The 17,917-nt window shown below is 69.9% G+C and carries 17 protein-coding genes and 1 pseudogene; 10 read left to right on the forward strand and 8 right to left on the reverse strand.

Going from position 1 to position 17,917, the window contains the following annotated elements:
- The first annotated feature begins 479 nt into the window (after positions 1–479).
- Positions 480–1,880, forward strand: coding sequence for an MFS transporter (locus JJB11_RS24450; RefSeq protein ID WP_201177722.1), 1,401 nt, complete (start codon positions 480–482; stop codon positions 1,878–1,880).
- Between the two features lie 143 nt (positions 1,881–2,023).
- On the opposite strand, the pseudogene JJB11_RS26260 reads toward JJB11_RS24450, so the two are convergent.
- The 6 genes and pseudogenes from JJB11_RS26260 to JJB11_RS24480 all read right to left on the reverse strand — a co-directional run.
- Positions 2,024–2,224 (reverse strand): annotated as a pseudogene (locus tag JJB11_RS26260) (aldo/keto reductase); the annotation flags it as partial.
- A gap of 1 nt (position 2,225) precedes the next feature.
- Positions 2,226–2,858 carry a glutathione S-transferase family protein gene (locus JJB11_RS24460; RefSeq protein WP_201177726.1) on the reverse strand — a complete coding sequence of 211 codons (633 nt, stop codon included), beginning with the start codon at positions 2,856–2,858 and terminating at the stop codon, positions 2,226–2,228.
- A 6-nt stretch (positions 2,859–2,864) separates the two neighbouring features.
- Positions 2,865–3,743 carry a glutathione-dependent disulfide-bond oxidoreductase gene (yghU, locus tag JJB11_RS24465; RefSeq protein ID WP_201177728.1) on the reverse strand — a complete coding sequence of 293 codons (879 nt, stop codon included), beginning with the start codon at positions 3,741–3,743 and terminating at the stop codon, positions 2,865–2,867.
- A gap of 220 nt (positions 3,744–3,963) precedes the next feature.
- Positions 3,964–5,448 carry a carboxylesterase/lipase family protein gene (locus JJB11_RS24470; protein ID WP_201177730.1) on the reverse strand — a complete coding sequence of 495 codons (1,485 nt, stop codon included), beginning with the start codon at positions 5,446–5,448 and terminating at the stop codon, positions 3,964–3,966.
- A 13-nt stretch (positions 5,449–5,461) separates the two neighbouring features.
- On the reverse strand, positions 5,462–6,322 hold the full coding sequence (locus JJB11_RS24475; protein WP_201177732.1) for a helix-turn-helix domain-containing protein: 861 nt from the start codon (positions 6,320–6,322) through the stop codon (positions 5,462–5,464).
- 144 nt (positions 6,323–6,466) lie between these two features.
- Positions 6,467–7,447 (reverse strand): DODA-type extradiol aromatic ring-opening family dioxygenase, encoded by a 981-nt coding sequence (locus tag JJB11_RS24480; RefSeq protein ID WP_201177734.1) that lies wholly within the window; start codon positions 7,445–7,447, stop codon positions 6,467–6,469.
- Between the two features lie 93 nt (positions 7,448–7,540).
- Here JJB11_RS24480 and rfbC point away from each other — a divergent pair, with 93 nt between their 5' ends.
- The 5 genes from rfbC to JJB11_RS24505 are packed head-to-tail and all read left to right on the forward strand — an operon-like array spanning position 7,541 to position 12,233.
- Positions 7,541–8,113, forward strand: a complete 573-nt coding sequence (rfbC, locus tag JJB11_RS24485; RefSeq protein ID WP_201177736.1) for a dTDP-4-dehydrorhamnose 3,5-epimerase — start codon at positions 7,541–7,543, stop codon at positions 8,111–8,113.
- Positions 8,110–9,072: a Bug family tripartite tricarboxylate transporter substrate binding protein gene (locus JJB11_RS24490; protein ID WP_201177738.1), complete on the forward strand. Its 963-nt coding sequence runs from the start codon at positions 8,110–8,112 to the stop codon at positions 9,070–9,072. The genes rfbC and JJB11_RS24490 overlap by 4 nt, the downstream gene beginning before the upstream one ends.
- Entirely contained in the window at positions 9,072–10,043 is a 972-nt protein-coding gene (locus JJB11_RS24495) for a Bug family tripartite tricarboxylate transporter substrate binding protein (RefSeq protein ID WP_201177740.1), read from the forward strand. Before JJB11_RS24490 ends, JJB11_RS24495 begins: the two co-directional genes overlap by 1 nt.
- The gene (locus JJB11_RS26475) at positions 10,040–10,864 is read left to right on the forward strand and encodes a pyridoxamine 5'-phosphate oxidase family protein (protein WP_201177741.1); all 825 of its coding nucleotides are present in this window, start codon (positions 10,040–10,042) and stop codon (positions 10,862–10,864) included. The genes JJB11_RS24495 and JJB11_RS26475 overlap by 4 nt, the downstream gene beginning before the upstream one ends.
- A 19-nt stretch (positions 10,865–10,883) precedes the next feature.
- A complete protein-coding gene (locus JJB11_RS24505) occupies positions 10,884–12,233 on the forward strand; it encodes a Rieske 2Fe-2S domain-containing protein (RefSeq protein ID WP_201177742.1) in 1,350 nt (449 codons plus the stop codon).
- Between the two features lie 74 nt (positions 12,234–12,307).
- Here the strand turns inward: JJB11_RS24505 and JJB11_RS24510 are convergent, their stop codons facing one another.
- Positions 12,308–12,742 carry a hypothetical protein gene (locus JJB11_RS24510; protein ID WP_201177743.1) on the reverse strand — a complete coding sequence of 145 codons (435 nt, stop codon included), beginning with the start codon at positions 12,740–12,742 and terminating at the stop codon, positions 12,308–12,310.
- 304 nt (positions 12,743–13,046) lie between these two features.
- Between JJB11_RS24510 and JJB11_RS24515 the strand changes: the two genes are divergently transcribed.
- Positions 13,047–13,349 carry an ATPase with chaperone activity gene (locus tag JJB11_RS24515; protein ID WP_201177744.1) on the forward strand — a complete coding sequence of 101 codons (303 nt, stop codon included), beginning with the start codon at positions 13,047–13,049 and terminating at the stop codon, positions 13,347–13,349.
- A 148-nt stretch (positions 13,350–13,497) separates the two neighbouring features.
- Here the strand turns inward: JJB11_RS24515 and JJB11_RS24520 are convergent, their stop codons facing one another.
- Positions 13,498–14,724, reverse strand: coding sequence for a serine hydrolase (locus JJB11_RS24520; RefSeq protein WP_201965086.1), 1,227 nt, complete (start codon positions 14,722–14,724; stop codon positions 13,498–13,500).
- A gap of 222 nt (positions 14,725–14,946) precedes the next feature.
- On the opposite strand from JJB11_RS24520, the gene JJB11_RS24525 reads away from it, so the two are divergent.
- The 3 genes from JJB11_RS24525 to JJB11_RS24535 all read left to right on the forward strand — a co-directional run bounded on the left by JJB11_RS24525 (position 14,947) and on the right by JJB11_RS24535 (position 17,900).
- Positions 14,947–16,053, forward strand: coding sequence for a porin (locus JJB11_RS24525; RefSeq protein ID WP_201177747.1), 1,107 nt, complete (start codon positions 14,947–14,949; stop codon positions 16,051–16,053).
- Positions 16,054–16,200: 147 nt separating this feature from the next.
- Complete coding sequence (locus tag JJB11_RS24530; protein ID WP_201177749.1) at positions 16,201–16,656, forward strand: DUF2844 domain-containing protein; 456 nt, start codon at positions 16,201–16,203, stop codon at positions 16,654–16,656.
- 2 nt (positions 16,657–16,658) lie between these two features.
- A complete protein-coding gene (locus JJB11_RS24535; protein ID WP_242529109.1) occupies positions 16,659–17,900 on the forward strand; it encodes a DUF3443 domain-containing protein in 1,242 nt (413 codons plus the stop codon).
- Positions 17,901–17,917: the final 17 nt, after the last annotated feature.

The following is a 17,917-nucleotide window of genomic DNA, read 5'->3' on the forward strand; positions in this document are numbered from 1 at the left end:
GGGCGTCGCGGCAGGCGGCGTGCGGTGCAGGCCCGCTGGGCATCGGTCGGCGCTGCGCGCCGACTCCCCTGGAAGCCGGTCCGGGCGGCGTCGCGCGGCACAACTCGCAGAGAGTTTGCCCGCGCAGCGGTCAAACCCTCTGCTCAAACAAGTGCCGCGGTAGCATGAAACGTACGCGCGGTTCGATACGCTGCGCTCTCGTAACCGCGCTCCGCCGCCCGGACCGGCTTCCAGGCGATGCCCTTCATGCGGGCCTGCACCGCACGCCACCTGCCGCGACGATGAACAGTCGGGCCCCTGCGCGGAAGGCTCACGGACCTTCGTACTCGTAGGCTGGCGGTGAGCACCGCGAACCCCAGCGATCCCGCGTAGCGCAGCAAGCTGGGGTTCGCCTGCGGCTCACCACCAGCCTACGGTTTCGCTGAAGCAGCAAAGAACGCTTGCCCGCCCCCTAGAATCGCGCCCTCAGGAGATCCGATGTGCATCGTGTGACGCTCACCGTCGCGGCAGCCCTGTTCATGCTGCTGCTCGATGGCTCGATCCTCAACACCTCGCTGCCCGCCATGGCGCAGGCCTTGCAGGTGCGGCCCCTGGCATTGAGTGCGGCAGTCACGGTGTACCTGCTCGCGGGCGCCGCGATGCTGCCGCTGGCCAGCTGGCTGGGCGATCGCGTCGGCTTCCGGCGCCTGTTCGTCGGCGCGATCGCGCTGTTCACGCTGGCCTCGCTGCTGTGCGGCCTGGCGCAGGGCGCGCAGGAACTGGTGCTCGCCCGCGCGCTGCAGGGCGTGGGCGGCGGACTCATGATGCCGGTGGGCCGCACCATCGCCATGCGCGATGCGCGCAAGGAGGACCTGATCGGCATCACGGCCCTGCTCACCTGGCCGGCCCTGTTCGCGCCCGTGCTCGGTCCGCCGCTCGGTGGCTTCATCACCACCTATGCGTCCTGGCGCTGGAACTTCCTGCTGAACGTGCCGCTGGGCGCGCTGGCGGTCGTGCTGATCCTGCGCTGGGTGCCGCGTGACCGGCCGCAGGCACCACGACCGCTCGACGTGCCGGGCGCCGCCGGTGCGGCGCTCGGGCTCATGCTGCTGCTGGGCGGACTGCAATGGGCTGCGCACGTGGTGGGCGAGGGCGCGGCCCGGGTCGAGGCGCTGCTCACCATCTGCGCGGGCGCCGCGACGCTGGCCTGGACCGTGCGCCACCTGCGCCGCACGCCGCATCCGGTCGTGAGCCTCGCGCCCTTCGAGCACCGCACCTTCCTGGTCGCCACTGCGGCGGGCGGCACCTTCGCCTCCATGTGCCTGCAGTCCACGCCCTTCCTGTTGCCGCTGCTGTTCCAACTGGCGCTCGGACGCAGCGCGGTCGACGCGGGCGCGCTGCTGCTGCCTTACTTCCTGGGCAACCTCGCCATGAAGTCGGTGACCACGCCCATCCTGCTGCGCCTGGGCTTCCGCCGGGTGCTGGTCGGCGCCGGCATCGGCAATGCGGCCGCCATCGCCGCCTTCGCGCTGGTGGGCCCGCAGACGCCGTGGCTCGTGCTCGTTGCGTTGCTCGTGTTGGCGGGCTGCATCCGGTCGATGCTGCTGACCGGCATCAACACCTTGATGTTCGCCGACGTCACGCCGCCGCAGCGTCCTGCCGCTGCCGCGCTGGCGACCATGTCCATGCAGACGGCCGCCGCGCTGGGCGTCGCGGTCGGCGCGATCGTGCTCGCGGTGTCGGCGAGCTGGCATGGCGGCACGCGGCTGGTGCTGGCCGACTTTCACGCCGCCTTCGCGGCCATGGGCCTGTTCTGCGCGCTGGCGACGGTGTCGTTCTGGCGGATGCCCGACGACGCGGGCGCAGAGATGACGCGCGCCACGGCCGGCCGCAGCAACTGAGCGGCTCAGAGCATCGCCAGCGCCGTGGGCCCCTTCGGCGGCGGGAACAGCCGGTCGAGCTCCTGGAGTTGCGCCGGCGACAGCGGGTGCGCCAGCGCCGCGGCGTTGTCCTGCAGGCGTTCGGGGCTGCCCGTCTTCGGGATCGCGATGGCCTCGCCCACGAGTTGCTCCGAGCGGCCGTCCCCGTACATCTCGGCCGTGTCGACCAGCGTCAGGCCGAGGTCCAGGCCGCGGCGCAGCGCGGCGATTTCGCTGGCCCGCGCGGCCGGGTCGTCGCCGATGTTCCAGGTGCCCTGGCCGAGCGCGGGCACGCGTTCGCCGCAGGGCAGCGTGCGCTCGATCATCTCAGAGCGCCATCGCCGGACGCTGCGCCATCGCCGCGCGCCAGCGTTGCAGGTTGGGATGCTGCTCGCCCGGCTTCACCTTGACCGCCCGCGCGAAATCCACCGCGACGACGGCGGTGATGTCGGCGATGCTGAAGCGGTGGGTCGCGATGAACTCGCGGCCTTGCAGCCGTTCTTCCAGCGTGAGGAAGAAATCCTGGAGGCGCTGCTGCCCGCGCTGCGCGAGCTCGGGGATCTGCGCGTAGTTGCGCGGGCCGGGCAGGGCGCGGTTCGCCATGGCGGGCGAGCCATTGCGCAAGCCCTCGGCGATTGCGAGCAGGCCTTCGAACTCGATGCGCCAGTTCCAGCTCGCGATCTCGGCCTTCTCCAGCGGCGTGCGCCCCAGCAGCGGCGGCTCGGGGCACACTGCCTCGAGGTAGGCAGTGATCGCCGCGTTGTCCGTGAGCACCGCGCCTTCCTCGGTCTGCAGCGCGGGCACGGTGCACTGCGGATTGATGCGCCGGAACGCTTCCCCGAGCTGCTCGCCGCTGCGCAGGTCCACCTGCACGGTCGCGTGCGGAATGCCCTTCTCGGCCAACAGGATGCGCGCGCGGCGCGGGCTGGGGGCAGTGGCGCAATCGTAGAGAGTGATCATGATTGTTCAGGCCGCGCCGGCGGCCAGCTTGTCTTGCGTGCGCAGCTCGAAGTCGCTCGCCTCGTGCCGCTCGTGCAGCTGGCTGGACGGCTCGCCCCAGGTGCGGTTCACCATGCGGCCGCGCTTCGCGGCCGGGCGTGCGGCGATCTCGTCGGTCCAGCGCAGCACGTTGCGGTAGCCGTCCACCTGCAGGAATTCGCCGGCGCCATAGAGCTGGCCTTTCGCCAGGGCGCCGTACCAGGGCCAGATGGCCATGTCGGCGATCGTGTACTGGTCGCCGGCGACGTAGCGTGCCTCGCCGAGTCGCCGGTCCAGCACGTCGAGCTGGCGCTTGACCTCCATCGCATAGCGGTCGATGGCGTACTCGATCTTGCTGGGCGCGTAGGCATAGAAGTGGCCGAAGCCGCCACCCAGGAAGGGCGCGCTGCCCATCTGCCAGAACAGCCACGACAGGCACTCGGCGCGCGCCGCTCCGGGCTCGGGCAGGAAGGCGCCGAACTTCTCGGCCAGGTAGAGCAGGATGGCGCCCGACTCGAACACGCGGATGGGGGCCAGGCCGCTGTGGTCGACCAGCGCGGGAATCTTGGAGTTGGGATTCACCGCCACGAAGCCGCTGCTGAACTGCGCGCCTTCACCGATGGGGATCAGCCACGCGTCGTACTCGGCGCCGGCATGCCCGGCCGCGAGCAGCTCCTCCAGCATGACCGTCACCTTGACGCCATTGGGCGTGCCCAACGAATACAGCTGGAGCGGGTGGCGCCCGACCGGCAGTTGCTTGTCGTGCGTGGGCCCGGCGATCGGCCGGTTGATGTTGGCGAACTTGCCGCCGCTCTCCTTGTTCCAGGTCCAGACGGCAGGCGGTGTATAGGCAGGCGTATCGCTCATGATGCAACCTTGTTCGGGGCGCGGCCAGTATAGGCAGGGGTGGGAGTTGCTGCTGGAATGCGGAAAACACAAACCAACAACCGGACGCAGAGGACGCAGAAGATCCGCAGAAGACGCAAAAGGACTTCCATGAAAAATGGATTTCTTTTGCGTCCTCTGCGAAACCTTTGCGCCCTCTGCGTCCGGTTGTTGGGTTTAAGAGCTCGCCTCGCCCGAGGCCTCACCGACTGTAGAAGCGCTCCAGGAAGTCCAGTTGTGGCTTGCGCCAGGCGGCGCCGGGGGTGACCGCGTCGCCGAAGACGAGGTGGTTGTCGTCGGCGATGCGGTAGCGGTCCCACGGCGGCACGCCGGCCGTGTTGGGGTCACCGTTCGCCGCGAATGCGACCCAGGCCTTGCGCATCACCTGCGACAAGGCCTCGTCACGCGCGTCGAAGTCGGCCTGCTCGCCCGGTGCGACCCGGTCCAGCGTGCCGAAGGCGTGCGCGACTTCCTCGCCGTGATGCGGGCCGTCGGCCTGGTGCGGCCGGCGGCGTGCGAACAGGTACTTCCAGGTGCGCGGCTCCTGGCGCGCCATGCACTGCGCGATGAGCCGCGTGCCGTAGTTGAACTGCGTGTCCGCGAACATCGCCGCCACGGCCGCCCGTGCCTCGGCATCGCCGTGCGCAGGATAGAGCGCGGCCGCTTCCGCCGCGGCGGCGCCGAAGTTGGTGTCCACCTGCTGCTGGTACGCGGCGAGCGTGTCGACCGGCCAGCTCTTCGTGAGCGTCGTGCCCTCGTCGCTGTTGCTGCCCACGATGATCGGCATGCGATGCATGCGGCCGGTCTGGAAGGCGGGACGCTCGTCTTCGGGCAGCAGCCAGCCATCGCGGATCGGGCGCAGCACGCGCGGCGTGGTGAGGCCGCGCACGGCCGGCGAGAGCAGGGAGGTGCGGGCGAGCACCTCGCTCGCGGAGAGCGAGCGCAAGGCGGCGAGATCGTCCCCCAGCTTGCGTCCAGCCTGCTGCGCGTCGGCCAGCGACGCCAGCGGTCGCGCCGCGCCGGGGCTGTGCAGGATCGCGCGGTCGAACGAGCTGCGGGCGAGCGGCGAGGCGAGCAGCAGCGAGATCGACGCCGAGCCCGCCGAGACACCGAACACCGTGATGCGCGCACGATCGCCGCCGAACGATTCGATGTGGGTGCGGATCCACGCCAGTGCGGCCAGCTGGTCCAGCAGACCGTAGTTGCCGGAGACGCCGTGCTGCGACTCCGCGCTCAGCGCCGGATGCGCAAGGAATCCAAACAGGCCGGAGCGGTAGTTGAGCGTGACCACGACCGCGCCTTCGGCCGCGAGCCGCGCGCCGTCGCTGCGCAGGTCCGATCCGCTGCCGCCCGTGAAGCCGCCGCCGTGCAGCCACACGAGCACGGGCAGTTGCGCATCTTCCCCGAGTGCCGGCGTCCAGATGTTGAGGTAGAGGCAGTCCTCGTCCTGGCGCGGCGCGCGGAACCGGGGATTCGCTGCCTGCGGGAAGTCCGGCCCGAAGGCCAGCGCGTCGCGTACGCCGAGCCAGGTGGGCGCCGCCTGCGGCGGCCGCCAGCGCAGCGGCCCCACCGGGGGCGCCGCGTAGGGAACGCCGAGGAACACGCCGCCGTCGCCCGCGCTGCGGCCGCGCAGCGTGCCCGCGCCGGTTTCGACGGTGACGTACTCCGATCCCGCTTGCCTGTCCATGCGTACTCCTGGTTCAGCGCCGGCCCAGCGAGGGCGTGGGCGGTTCGGCCGCGAGGCGGCGCCGCACTTCCGCGGCGAGTTCCACCAGGCGCTTGCCGTTGCGTTCCATCACGGCCACGGTCTGTTGCGCGGCATGGCCTTGCGAGTTGAACGACAGCAGCGTGCGGCCGTCCGTGTGCACGAAGGGTGCGGCGACCGAGTTGGTGGTCTTCTGGAAGGTGCCCGCGGCGATGCAGAAGCCGCGCCGGTCCACCTGTTCCACCGCGTCGTCCAGCTCGCCCTGCAGTTGCGGCCACTCCTTGCGGTAATGGTCCTTCAGTTCGTCGTACAGCCGTCCACGCTCCTGCGGTTGCATCGCCGCGATGCACGAGCGGCCCATGGCCGTGCGGATCAGCGGCACGCGGAAGCCGACGCGCTGGCGGCGGTTGGGGTTCGGCTCGCCCAGTGCGTACTCCAGGTACAGCACGCTCAGCCCTTCGTGCACGCCGAGTCCCACGTTGGTCTTGCTGCGTTCGGCCAGCGCTTCCATCAGCGGCCGCGCGATCGCGGGCACCGGCATGTTCACCAGGTAGGGATAGGCGAGCGTCACCACGCCGGCGGCGAGTTCGTACTTGCCGAACTCGGGCAGGTAGCGCAGGTAGCCCAGTTGCGTGAGCGTGTACGTCAGGCGCGAGACCGTGGGCTTGGGCAGCTGCGTCGCCGCGGCGATCTCCACGTTCCCGAGCAGCTTGCGGTCGAACTGGAACGCACGCAGGATCGCCAGCCCGCGCGCGACGGCGTTGTTGAAGCGGGGATCGTCGTCCTCCGTCTTGATCTGTATGCCTTCGGAGTAGTCCGGCAACACCGGCTTGTCCGTTCGGCTGGGGCGACCCACGTGTCCTCTCCTGTCATGCGTCCAACCCCGCAAGTCTAGCGATGCGTCGCTGCGGTCCACCATCGTCGCTCCTAATGGGCGAGGACGCGCGGGCCGCTGTTCGCTCCGCGCGACGTACTCGCCGCCAGGCCGGATGCGTCCACTTCAGCTCCAGTCGGCGAAGCACATGCCGGTGCCCGTGCCGGCGGGCGTGCGATAGGCGGGGATGTACTCGATGCCCCGCAGCGTGAGGTGTTCCACCGCACCGGCCATGCAGATCCAGTTGCGGATCTCGGAACTGCCGGAGTTGAGTTGCTCGCGCGGCAAGGCGGCGAGGGCGGCTGCGTCCTTCTCGCGCAGCGCGCGGATCACACGGCCATCCAGGCCGGGATCGACCGTGAAGTGGCTGAGGCCGCCCGAGGCCAGCACGCCGACGCGCTGCGTGCCCGGATAACTCTCCACGGCCTTGCGGATCGCCTGGCCCAACCGGTAGCAGCGCCCCGGCGTCGGCTGGTTGGGTGGGAAGTAGGTGTTCAGGAAGACCGGCACCACGGGCAGCGTGGCGCCGGGGAGCAGCCGGTTGTGCACGAAGCCGAAGGCGTGGCCTTCGCCGTGGCCCTCCGCCAGGCTGTCGGCCACCGAGAGGTCGAAATCCTCCATCAGGCTGGAGATCAGGTGCTCGGCGAGCTTCGCGTCCACCGGGTAGTCGCGCGCCACGTCGCGCTCGTAGTAGCGCGCCGAAGCGTTGCGCGCCCAGTCCGGTCCGGGATAGCTCTTCAGCGGGACGTTGCGGATGCTGTCGCCGCGATAGAGCAGCACGGCCGGCATGTTGGCGTCGTCATAGAGCTCCTTCTGGTCGTCGCCCACCACGACCAGCGTGTCCAGGCGCGCGCTGCGCAGCACGGCGGAGAGCCGCTCGATTTGCGCCATCGCGCGCTGGTGCTTGTCCGCGAACACCTGCGGCGTGAGCTCCCGGTCCATGCCCGGCGGCGCGAGCTGCAGCAGCTGGTCGTAGTTGACCGGGCGGCCCTCCTTGCTGAGGTGTGGGCGCATGCGGTCGCGCTCGATGAAGCGGGGCCAATCGGCCAGCGGCGCATTGAGCATGGGGGTGTGGGAGGTTCCGATGCCGAGGACGAGGTGGGCCATGTACGCGTTTGCCCCTAGGGCGTTCCGTTGCTGCGATCGGAAAATGGAATTATATTTTGATTCAAGTCAAGGACGCCTGTCAAAGAACCCCCCATGCAGAAAAGCCCGCTGGGCCTGGAAGGCCTGTTCGTGCTGGAGCCCGACGTGAGCTCCGACGCGCACGGCCGCTACAGCTACTACTACAGCGAGCAGGACTTCGCCCGCGCCGGCGCGGCCGCGCACTACGTGCAGGAGCACGCTTCCTGCTATGCGCTGCGGCACACGGTGCGCGGGCTGCACTTCCAGCAGCCGCCGCGCGCGCAGCACAAGGTGGTGCGCGTCGCGCGCGGGCGCATCTGGGACGTGTGCGTGGACGTGCGGCGCGGCTCGCCCACCTATGGCCGGCATGCGTGCGTGGAGCTCGCCGGCGGCGACTGGCGCCAGCTGCACGTGCCGCCCGGCTTCGCCCACGGCTTCTGCACGCTGGAGCCGGACACCGAGATCACCTTCCGACTCACCGACTACAACAACCGCGACCACGCGGGCGGCCTGCTGTGGAACGACCCTGCGCTGGGCATCGCCTGGCCGTGTGGCGACCAGCCGGCCTGGGTGTTTCCCGCGGACCGGCAGTGGCCGGCGCTGGAGGCGCTGCACTCCCCCTTCCACCACCAGGAGACAGACCCATGACCACTCGCCGCAGCGTGTTGCGCGGACTGGCCGCAGGCGCGGCCGCCGCCCTCGCGGGCACCGCGCGCGCCGACGACATGACCACCGTGCTGGTGGGCGCCGCCTCGTCCATGGACTTCACCGCGCGCCTGATTGCCGAACAGCTTCGCCAGGCGCTCGGCCGCCCGGCCATCGTCTCCAGCAAGCTCGGTGCAGGCCAGCGCCTCGCGCTGGGCGAATGCAAGCGGGCCGCGCCCGATGGCCGCACGCTGGTGTTCGCCACCAGCGGGCCGTTCTCGGTCTATCCCTACATCTACACCAAGCTGGACTACGACCCGGTCGCCGACTTCACGCCGATCGCGGGCATCTCGCTGTTCGACGTCGCGGTCGCCACGGGTCCCATGACCGGCGCCATCACGCTGGAGCAGCTGCTCGATTGGCAACGCAAGCAGAAGAGTCCGGTGTTCGCCTCGGCGCCCGGCAACGGATCGCTCTCGCACTTCGTCGGCATCTCCACCGCGCTGGCCACCAAGGTTCCGATGGAGCACGTGCCCTACAAGGACAGCGGCATCGGCATCGTGGACCTCGCCGCCGGCCGCCTGCCCATGCTGATCACCGGCCTGCAGCCGATGATCGAGATGCACAAGGCCGGCCGGATCAAGCTGCTGGCCGTGTCGGGCGCGACCCGCTCGCCGCTGGTGCCCGACGTGCCGACCCTGAAGGAAGCGGGCGTGAATGTCACCAGCAGCACCTACACCGGCGTGTTCGGCCCGGCGAAGATGCCGCCCGAGCTGGTGAAGACCACCTACGAAGCGATCATCCCCATGCTGTCGAATCCCGGCATCCGGGAGAAGCTGGCGCAGCAGGCGATGACGCCCTGGCCCGCCAACGGCGAACAGCTTGCCGCCCTGCTGGTCGAGGAGCGCAAGAAGTTCGAGCAGCTGGTCAAGGCGACCGACTTCCCGAAGCAGGACGCCTGATGCGCCGCCGTTCCATCCTCCAGTCCCTGGCCGCCGGTGCGGCCGCCGTCTGCGTCCCCACGCTGCGCGCGCAGGACGACAAGTCCGTCATGACCATCCTGGTCGGGGCTGCGTCCTCGATGGACTTCACCGCGCGGCTGGTCGCGCAGCAGTTGCAGGAAGTGCTCGGCCGCCCGGTGGTGGTGGTGAGCAAGCTCGGTGCGGGCGGACGCCTCGCGCTCAACGAGCTGAAGCGGGCAGCGCCCGACGGCCGCACGCTGATGTTTTCCACCAGCAGCCTGTTCGCCATCTATCCGCACATCTACACCAAGCTGGACTACGACCCCGTCGCCGACTTCACGCCCATCGCGGGCGTGAGCTGGTTCGACCTGGGCATCGCCACCGGCCCGATGACGGGGGCGACCGACCTCAAGCAGCTGATGGCCTGGCAGGCCAAGCAGGGCACGGGCGCCGTGTACGGCGCAGCGCCCGGCGCAGGATCGTCCTCGCACTTCGTGGGCATCGCGCTGGCGCAGGCGAGCAACCTGCCGCTCAAGCCGGTGCACTACAAGGACAGCGGCGTCGGCCTGATCGACCTCGTGGCGGCGCGCCTGCCCATGCTGGTCACGGGCACCAGCCCGCTCGTGGAGATGCACAAGGCCGGCCGCATCCGGATCGTGGCCGTGTCGGGCGAGAAGAGGTCGCCTCTGGTGCCCGAAGTGCCGACGCTGCGCGAAGCGGGCATGAACGTCACCATCCAGAACTCCGCCGCTCTCTATGCACCCGCGAAGATGCCGCGCGAGATGGTGGACCGCATCTACAACGCCGTGATGCCCATGCTGGCCCGCACCGACGTGCAGGAGAAGCTGGCGGGGCAGGGCATGGTGCCCTTCCCCATGAACGGCACGCAGCTCGCGGGCTGGCTGGCCGAGGAGCGCAGGCGCTACGAAATCCTCGCGAAAGAAAGCGGCTACGTGCCGGAGGCGCTGTGAGGGAAGCGGACGCATTGCACTGCGCACAGCGCCTGCAGCTCGCGCGCCTGCTCGGGGGCGACGCCGGACGCGCGCAATTGCTTGCGCTGCTGGCGCCGCACGCGCGCTACATGGTGCTGGGCAAGGAAGTGGCCGGCGCGCAGGACGTGGCGAGCGAACTGGTCACGGGCCCCAACGGCGAACTGGCGCGTCGGCTGGACTGGGACGCACCGCAGCCGGCCGGCACCCAGGTGCGCCTGGCGGGGCGGCGCCGGCCCGGCACGCGCGACCGCGGACTGGTGGTGACGCTGCACTTCGAGGGCGACGCGATCGCGATCGTGCAGGAGCAGCGCACGCCGCCACCGCCCGTGGCAGCGCAAGCCATCGTGCTGCCCGATGCGCTGAAGCGCCGCATCGACAACGCGCTGGTGGAGCAGCACCCCATGCTCGTCGCGCACGTCGACGCCCAGGGCCAGCCCATCCTGAGCTTCCGCGGCTCGGTGCAGGTGCACGGCGACGACCAGCTCGCGCTCTGGGTCCGCAACGCCGGGGGCGGTTTCATCCAGGCGATCCGCGCCAACCCGCGGATCGCACTGATGTACCGCGACGAGCAGGCGAAGGCCACCTACCAGTTCCAGGGACGCGCCCGCGTCACCGACGCGCCCGCCGAGCGCGAGCACATCTTCCAGCGCGCGCCCGCCGCCGAGCGCGCCCACGATTTCGCGAAGCTGGGGGCCGCCGTGGTGGTGGACCTCGATCGCGTCGAAGGTTATGCCGGCCTGGGCCCGCAAGGGCAGGTCGACGGCATCCGCATGCTGCGCGAAGGCGCGGCGTCCACTTGAACCCGATGGAGCGACAACGATGAACCCGAAAGACAGCGAAGACCTCACCCACGTCAGTCCCGGCACCGTCATGGGCAACTTCATGCGGCAGTACTGGATCCCCGCGGCCAAGTCCAGCGAGCTGGAGGTGGACGGCACGCCCATGCGCCTGCTGCTGCTGGGCGAGAAGCTCGTCGCCTTCCGCGACTCGCAGGGGCGCGTCGGCGTGATGGACCACATGTGCCCGCACCGCAATGCCTCACTCGTGCTCGGACGCAACGAGGAGGGCGGCATCCGCTGCATCTACCACGGCTGGAAGTTCGACGTGAGCGGCCAGTGCGTGGACATGCCCAGCGTGCCGGCCCACCTGTGCTTCAAGGACAAGGTGAAGGCGCAGGCGTACCGGGCCGCGGACCGTAACGGCATCGTCTGGGTCTACATGGGCCCGAACCAGGACGCCCCCCCGCCGCTGCCCATGATCGAGGCGACGCTGCTCGCCGAGCAGGACGTGGACATCAGCTTCATGATGCGCAGCTGCAACTGGATGCAGGCGCTGGAGGGCGACATCGACACGTCGCACTTCGGCTTCCTGCACGTCGGGCACCTGGACCCCGACGAGGTGCCCGAGGGCCACCCGCTGCAGCACACGGCGGGCGAGCGCGCGCCCGAATACCACGTGCGCGACACGCCCTGGGGCACCACCTACGGCGCCTACCGCGAGGTGAAGCCGCAGACCACGTACTGGCGGTTCGCCAACTACATGTTCCCGTTCTTCACGCAGACGCCGCAGGGCGAGTTCCCGGTGAACATCCAGGCGCGCGCATGGGTGCCGCTGGACGACACGCACACCATGATGATCTTCTGGCGCCGCCGCACGGGCGGCCCGCGCAGCAGCGCCGAACCGCTGAAGAACGGCAAGCCGCTGGCGGGCGCGCGTCCGGCGCCGGACTTCCATCCGCGCGACACCAGCTGGCTGGGCCGCTACCGCGTGGTGGCCGAGGAGTCGAACGACTGGCTGATCGACCGGGAGGCGCAGCGCACCAAGCGCATCTATTCGGGCATCGACCACATCGGCCTGCAGGACCAGGCGGTGACGGAGAGCATGGGCGGCATCACGAACCACATGCACGAGAACCTCGGCCCGGGCGACGTGATGATCGCGCGCACGCGCCGGCGTGCGCTGGCGGCAGCGCGCGCGTTCGCGGCCGGCACGCCGGCGCCCGGCCTCATGGAGCCGGAAGTCCTGATGGGCGCGCGCAGCGGCTTCTTCGAGATGCCGTCGTCGGTGGACTGGCAGCAGGCCTATGCGCAGAAGGTGCGCACGGCGGAGCGGGTGCTGAAGTCGCAGGCCGCGCCCGCGCCGGCGCCGGAGCTGGCGCCGGCGAAGTAGCAGCGCCGTCGGGCGCGACGAAGAAAGGCCGACCGGCATGGCGGTCGGCCTTTTTTCATGCGATCACTGCAGCGTCAGCCCGCGTTGTGGATCACCGTCACGTGGCGGTTCACGACGTAGGCCGGGTGGCGGTGCACCTCGCGCACCACGACGTGGCGCATCGGGACTTCGCGGTGGTGGATGACCACCGTGCGGTGCATCCCGCGGTCATGGTCGCGGTAATAGCCGCGGTCGTGGTCGCGGTAGTTGACGTCGTGGTGGCGGTACGCGTCGTCACCACGCCAGCGGTTGACGTGCCGGATCACCGTCGTGCCGTCGGGACGGTCCACGCGCACCGTGCGATGCACCACCGGGCCGTCGACCTCGCGGCGGATGTGCTTGGTCACCACGCCATTGGGCGTGTCGCGCATGACGGTGGTGTCGCGGTCCTGCGCGAAAGCAGCCTGGCCGGCGGCAGCGGCGCCGAGGCCGATGGCAAGCGCGGCAGCAAGGGTCTGGAACTTCTTCATGAGGTACTCCTTCTTCATTGCGGCCCATCAGGGCCTGTGAAGCTATTGAAGCGCGAAGCTGGAGCGGCGGCCGCAAGAGGCGGTGCTGCTTGCGTGACAGCCGGGTCTGACTCGCGCCGTGGGCAAAGCGGACATCCGGTCGCAAGGGTGGAAAAGCGCACAGTCAAGGCTCGCAAACAGCGAATTCCTTGAAGGCGTCGTTTTGCAACTTTTGGGGAAATCGTTGCGCCTGTGCGTCCGCATGTGCGTCTTCTCTCGCCCCGCACTGCGCGCGGTATGCTCCCGGGCCCTGTCCCCGCATTCCATGGACGATTCCAACCAGATCGAAGTCCCGCCGTCCTTCGTCGCGCTGTTCGCGTCGCCGTCAGGCTACAAGTTGCTGGAGCCGATGTCGGTTGTGCGCCAGCGCTACGAGCTGTGCGAGGACCTCGCGCAGATGCTGACGGAGCAGGCCGCGACGGCGCGTTTCAAGAGCGATGCGAGCGAGCGCGAGGTGCTGGAGAAGATGCAGGCGGCATTCCAGCAGGATGGATCGCCCGTGCAGGCCAACGAAGCCGAGTGGGTGGTGCGCCGGCTGGCGGAGCTGTTGAACTGGTCGTTCGACTGATCTGGCCGAAGTCCGATTCGTAGGCTGGCGGTGAGCGACGCGAACCCCAGCGATCGCATCGCCGCAAGCTGGGGTTCGCCTGCGGCTCACCGCCAGCCTACGAGTCCGCCTCAGGTCGCGCCCATGATTCGCGCAGGGACGCGCCGCGTCAGCGTGCCGCCGCTGCGGCGGTCACGCCCTTCGCCTCGTCGTCGATCGCCTTCTGCACCGTGCGGTAGAACGCCTCGCGCGCCTGGCTCGCCTTGCGGTCGGTCGCACCGCCGGCCCAGTCCGCGTTCGACACGATCACGATCCTGCGCTTCGGGTCGATGAAGATGCCCTGGCCGAAGATTCCTTTCGCCGCGTAGCTGCCGTCGTCGTAGGTCCACCAGAAGTAGCCGTAGCCGCGGCCCGGGTCGCCGATGCCGGCCTGCTTGCTCGTGGCCTGCGCCAGCCAGCCTTCCGGTGCGACCGGCCGGCCATCGACCTTGCCGCCATTCATCACGAACACGCCGAAGCGGGCGTAGTCGCGCGAGGCCGCCTGCACGCAGCAGCCGCTGATCTCCTGGCCGGTGCGACTCAGGATCCAGGTCGCCTGCTGCTCCATGCCGACCGGCACCCAGATCTTTTCCGAGAGGTAGGTCGCCAGCGGCTTGCCCGTCGCGTTGGCGAGCAGCACGCCCACCAGGTTGGTTTCGCCGGTGCTGTAGTGCCAGCGCGTGCCGGCCGGCGCCGCGCGCGGCAGGCGGCGCAGGTAGCTCACGATGGACTCCACCCCCGGCTCGGGCTTGTGGTTGTTGAAGCGGGCGACGTCCGAGTTCGGGTCCGCATAGTCCTCGTTCCACTGCACGCCCGAGGTCATCGTCAGCAGCTGCCGGATGCTCACGTCGTCATAGGCCGAGCCCTTCATCTCCGGGATGTACTGGCTCACCTTGTCGTCCATGCTGTGGATGTAGCCGTCGCGCAGCGCGGCGCCGACCAGCGTGGACGTGAACGACTTCGCCACGGAAAAACTGGTCCAGCGTCCGTGCGCGTCGAAGCCGAGGCCGTAGCGTTCCAGCCGCAGCTTGCCGTCGTGGACGATCAGCAGGGCCGCGCTGTGCTGGCCCGCCATGTAGGTATCGACATCGACGGGCAAGGCAAGGGGCGGCCCGGGCGGCAGCGGCATGGGCGTGCCGCCGGCCGGCACGACGTGCGCCTTCGCGAGCAGCGGGATGCGATCGAGCGCACGGAAGGCGGCGTCGCGCTGGTCCTGCTTCCAGAACAGCAGGTCCCGGTTGGTGGGCACCGTGGCGAGCAGCCCGCGCGTCTCCTTGTCCAGGCCGGCCCAGCCCACGCCGGCCAGCACGGCGAGCGAGGCCAGCACGGTCACGACGATCTTGCCGGATTTCTTCACGTTGCACTCCCCGAATCGGAACCCGGGCATTGGACACGATCACGGCGCCACTTGCCAGCGCCCCGGACGACAGGGCCCCGCGGGCCTGTCGCCGTTGCGTCACCGGGGACCGCGCGCAGCTTCGGGTTGTGGGCAGGCCACGCTGCCCCACCGCAGATTGCCCGCCCCAGGTCCCGGCCGCATGCTCGCCACGCGCGCACGAGCGAGGCGCAGGAAGTTGCAATGAAAAGAACAATGGCGGCCTGCCTGGCGCTGTCCTGGGCGGGAGCGAGCCTGGCGCAATCGGGCCTGATCGTCTCCGGCGGTCTCGACCTCGCCGTCGCGCACTACAAGGGCGAGGGGGGCGGCTCCCGCACGCAACTGATTTCCGGCGGCAACCAGAACAGCCGCCTGAACATCCGCGGCCGCGAGGACCTGGGCGGCGGCTGGTACGCGGGCTTCGAGCTCGAGGCCGGCATCGCGGCGGACACCGGCGCGGGCCTGGCCTCCAACACCAACAACCAGGTGAGCGGCATCGTCCCCGCGGGCAGTGGCAACGTCCCGTCGCTCACCTTCAACCGCCGCTCCATCGTCGGCATCGGCGGCGAGTGGGGCGAGCTGCGCCTGGGGCGCGACTACGTGCCTTCGTTCTGGCCGATCTACCTGTACGACCCCTTCCGCACGGGCGTCGGCTTCGGCGGCATCACCATCCTCGGTACGACCGTGACCAACCTGCGCGCATCCAACAGCATCGGCTACTTCACGCCGGGATGCGACGCGGTGTGCAAGGGCCCGTTCGCGCAACTGATGTACGCACTCGGCGAGAACGGCAGCGGCTCGGCAGCGCCCGACGACGGCAGGGTGGCCGGCTTGCGTCTGGGCTATGGCGCGCCGACGTGGGAGGTTTCGATCGCCCGCAGCAAGACGACCAGCGCCGCCGTGGCCGACTTCACGCAGACCTCGGGCGGCGGCTTCCTGGAGACGAAGTGGGCGCGGCTGATGCTGCTGGTCGGCGAGAACCGGACCGGCCGGCCCGTGGCCCCCTTGAACAACGGCACCCGCGCGCCCTTCTGGCAGCTGGGCGCGCTCGTCTACCTCCCGGTGGGCTACGTCCCCGTGGCCTATACGCGCGTGACGCGCAACGACCCGGACAGCAGCAGCGCCAGCAAGATCTCGTTCGGCTACGTGTATCCGCTGTCGAAGCGCACGGCCGTTTACACGACGTACGCACGCATAGCCAACAAGAACGCACTGGCGATTCCCGTGAACGTGGGCGCGGACTCCGGTCCCACGCCGGAGGCCGGGCGCGGCGCCTCGGGCTGGGATGTGGGCTTGCGGCTGACCTTCTAGGGCCGCCGCTGATGGGCTACCCTTGCGAGCCAAGGGTCGTCGGCTGCGGCCATGGCCGCGAATATTTCTCGACTCGGCTGTTTCACATGGCCATGAACGTCCGCGGCAGGCGAAAATCGGCGGTTGGCTCCCACACTCCCGGCTCACATGAATTCATCGTCCCTCCACTGGCGGCGCGCGCGCCTGCCCTCACTGGCAAAGGCCGCGTCCGCACTGCTGCTCGCGCTGGGCTGCGCCTGCGCCTTCGCTGCGCTGGAAGAAGCGCCCTCCGAGCTGCCGACGGCCAAGGTCCACCGGACGGCGGGCACCACCGCCGCCGGCGCGGGCTACACCGACATCGCCCGCACGCTCAAGTCGGGCACGGTGGTGCATGAATTCGTGGACCCGACCGGGTCGGTCTTCGCAGTCACCTGGTCCGGGCCCTTCAAGCCGGACCTGAGGAAGCTGCTGGGCCGCCACTTCGGCGCGCTGAGCCCAGCCGCCCAGGGCGGCAAGACCGACGACTTGGTCGTGCAGTCGGGCGGCCACATGGGCGCGTTCGAAGGACGGGCCTGGGTTCCTTCCCGCCTGCCCGCGGGCTTCGATACGCAGGAGATGAAGTGAACATGCGCGCAGTGACCACCAGCATCGCGCGGGTCGGCGCGTTCGCCATTGTCCTGGCCCTCGCCGCGTGCGGCGGCGGCGGCTCCGGCGGCTCGTCGCCGAACGGAAGTTCAGCGTCGTCGGCTCCCGCGGGGCCCGCGGTCAGCCTGCCCGCCTCGCCTCCCGCTCGCAACGCAGTGGCCCTGGTCGCCGACCAGGGCATCGACGGCACGGCCGTCAACACGCCCTTCGTGGACGTCGTCGTCTGCATGCCCGGCTCCTCGACCTGCCGGACCATCGACCACGTGATGGTCGACACCGGCTCCTACGGCCTGCGCCTCGCGGCCTCCGCCCTGGATGCGCAGATGACGCTGCCCACGGTCACCGCACCCAACGGCGCACCGCTGGCCGAGTGCGCCGGCTTCGTGAGCGGCTTCGCCTGGGGGTCGGTGCGCAAGGCCGACGTGCAGATCGGCGGCGAATCGGCCGTGGGCGTGGCCGTGCAGGTCGTCGACGACAGGAACCCCGAGTTTTCGACCATTCCCTCCCCCTGCACCGCCACCGGCCCCAACATGAGCGTGGGCAACGGCGCCAAGGGCATCCTGGGCGTGGGCTTCCAGCGGCAGGACTGCGGAGCGGCCTGTACCAACAGCACCGCGCCCAACGTGTACTACGCCTGTTCGGGCAACGGCAGCTGCGCCAGCTCGCTGGCCCCGCTCAGCTCGCAGGTCACCAACCCGGTTGCGCTGTTTGCGACCGACAACAACGGCGTCGCGATCAGCATGCCGCAGGTGCCCCCCGGAGGCGCGTCGAAGGCGACCGGACTGCTCGTGTTCGGCATCGGCACGGCCGCGAACAACCAGCTGGGCAGCGCCCAGCAGTACACCCCCAACGCGAAGGGCAACCTCAGCATCGCGTACAAGGGCAGCACGGTGGACGGCTTCATCGACAGCGGCTCCAACGGCATCTTCGTGCACGACGCGTCGATCCCGTCATGTGCCGGCGGCGGCTTCTACTGCCCGCCGACCCCGCTGGCGCTGTCGGCCACCGTCACCGGGGCGAACGGCGCGACGAAGGAGATTCCGTTCCAGGTCGAAAACGTCGCGATGCTGCCCCGCTCCACGGCTGCCGCGCACCTCGCCGGCGACCTGGGACTGTCCTCCAGTTTCGACTGGGGCCTGCCCTTCTTCTTCGGCCGCACGGTGTTCGTGGCCATCCAGGGTGCCAGCACGCCGTGGGGCGTGGGGCCGTACTGGGCGTTCTGAGGCTGCGCGGGGAGGCC

This window comes from Ramlibacter ginsenosidimutans (genome assembly GCF_016654015.1).
In the GTDB taxonomy this organism is placed as follows: Bacteria; Pseudomonadota; Gammaproteobacteria; order Burkholderiales; family Burkholderiaceae_C; genus Ramlibacter; species Ramlibacter ginsenosidimutans.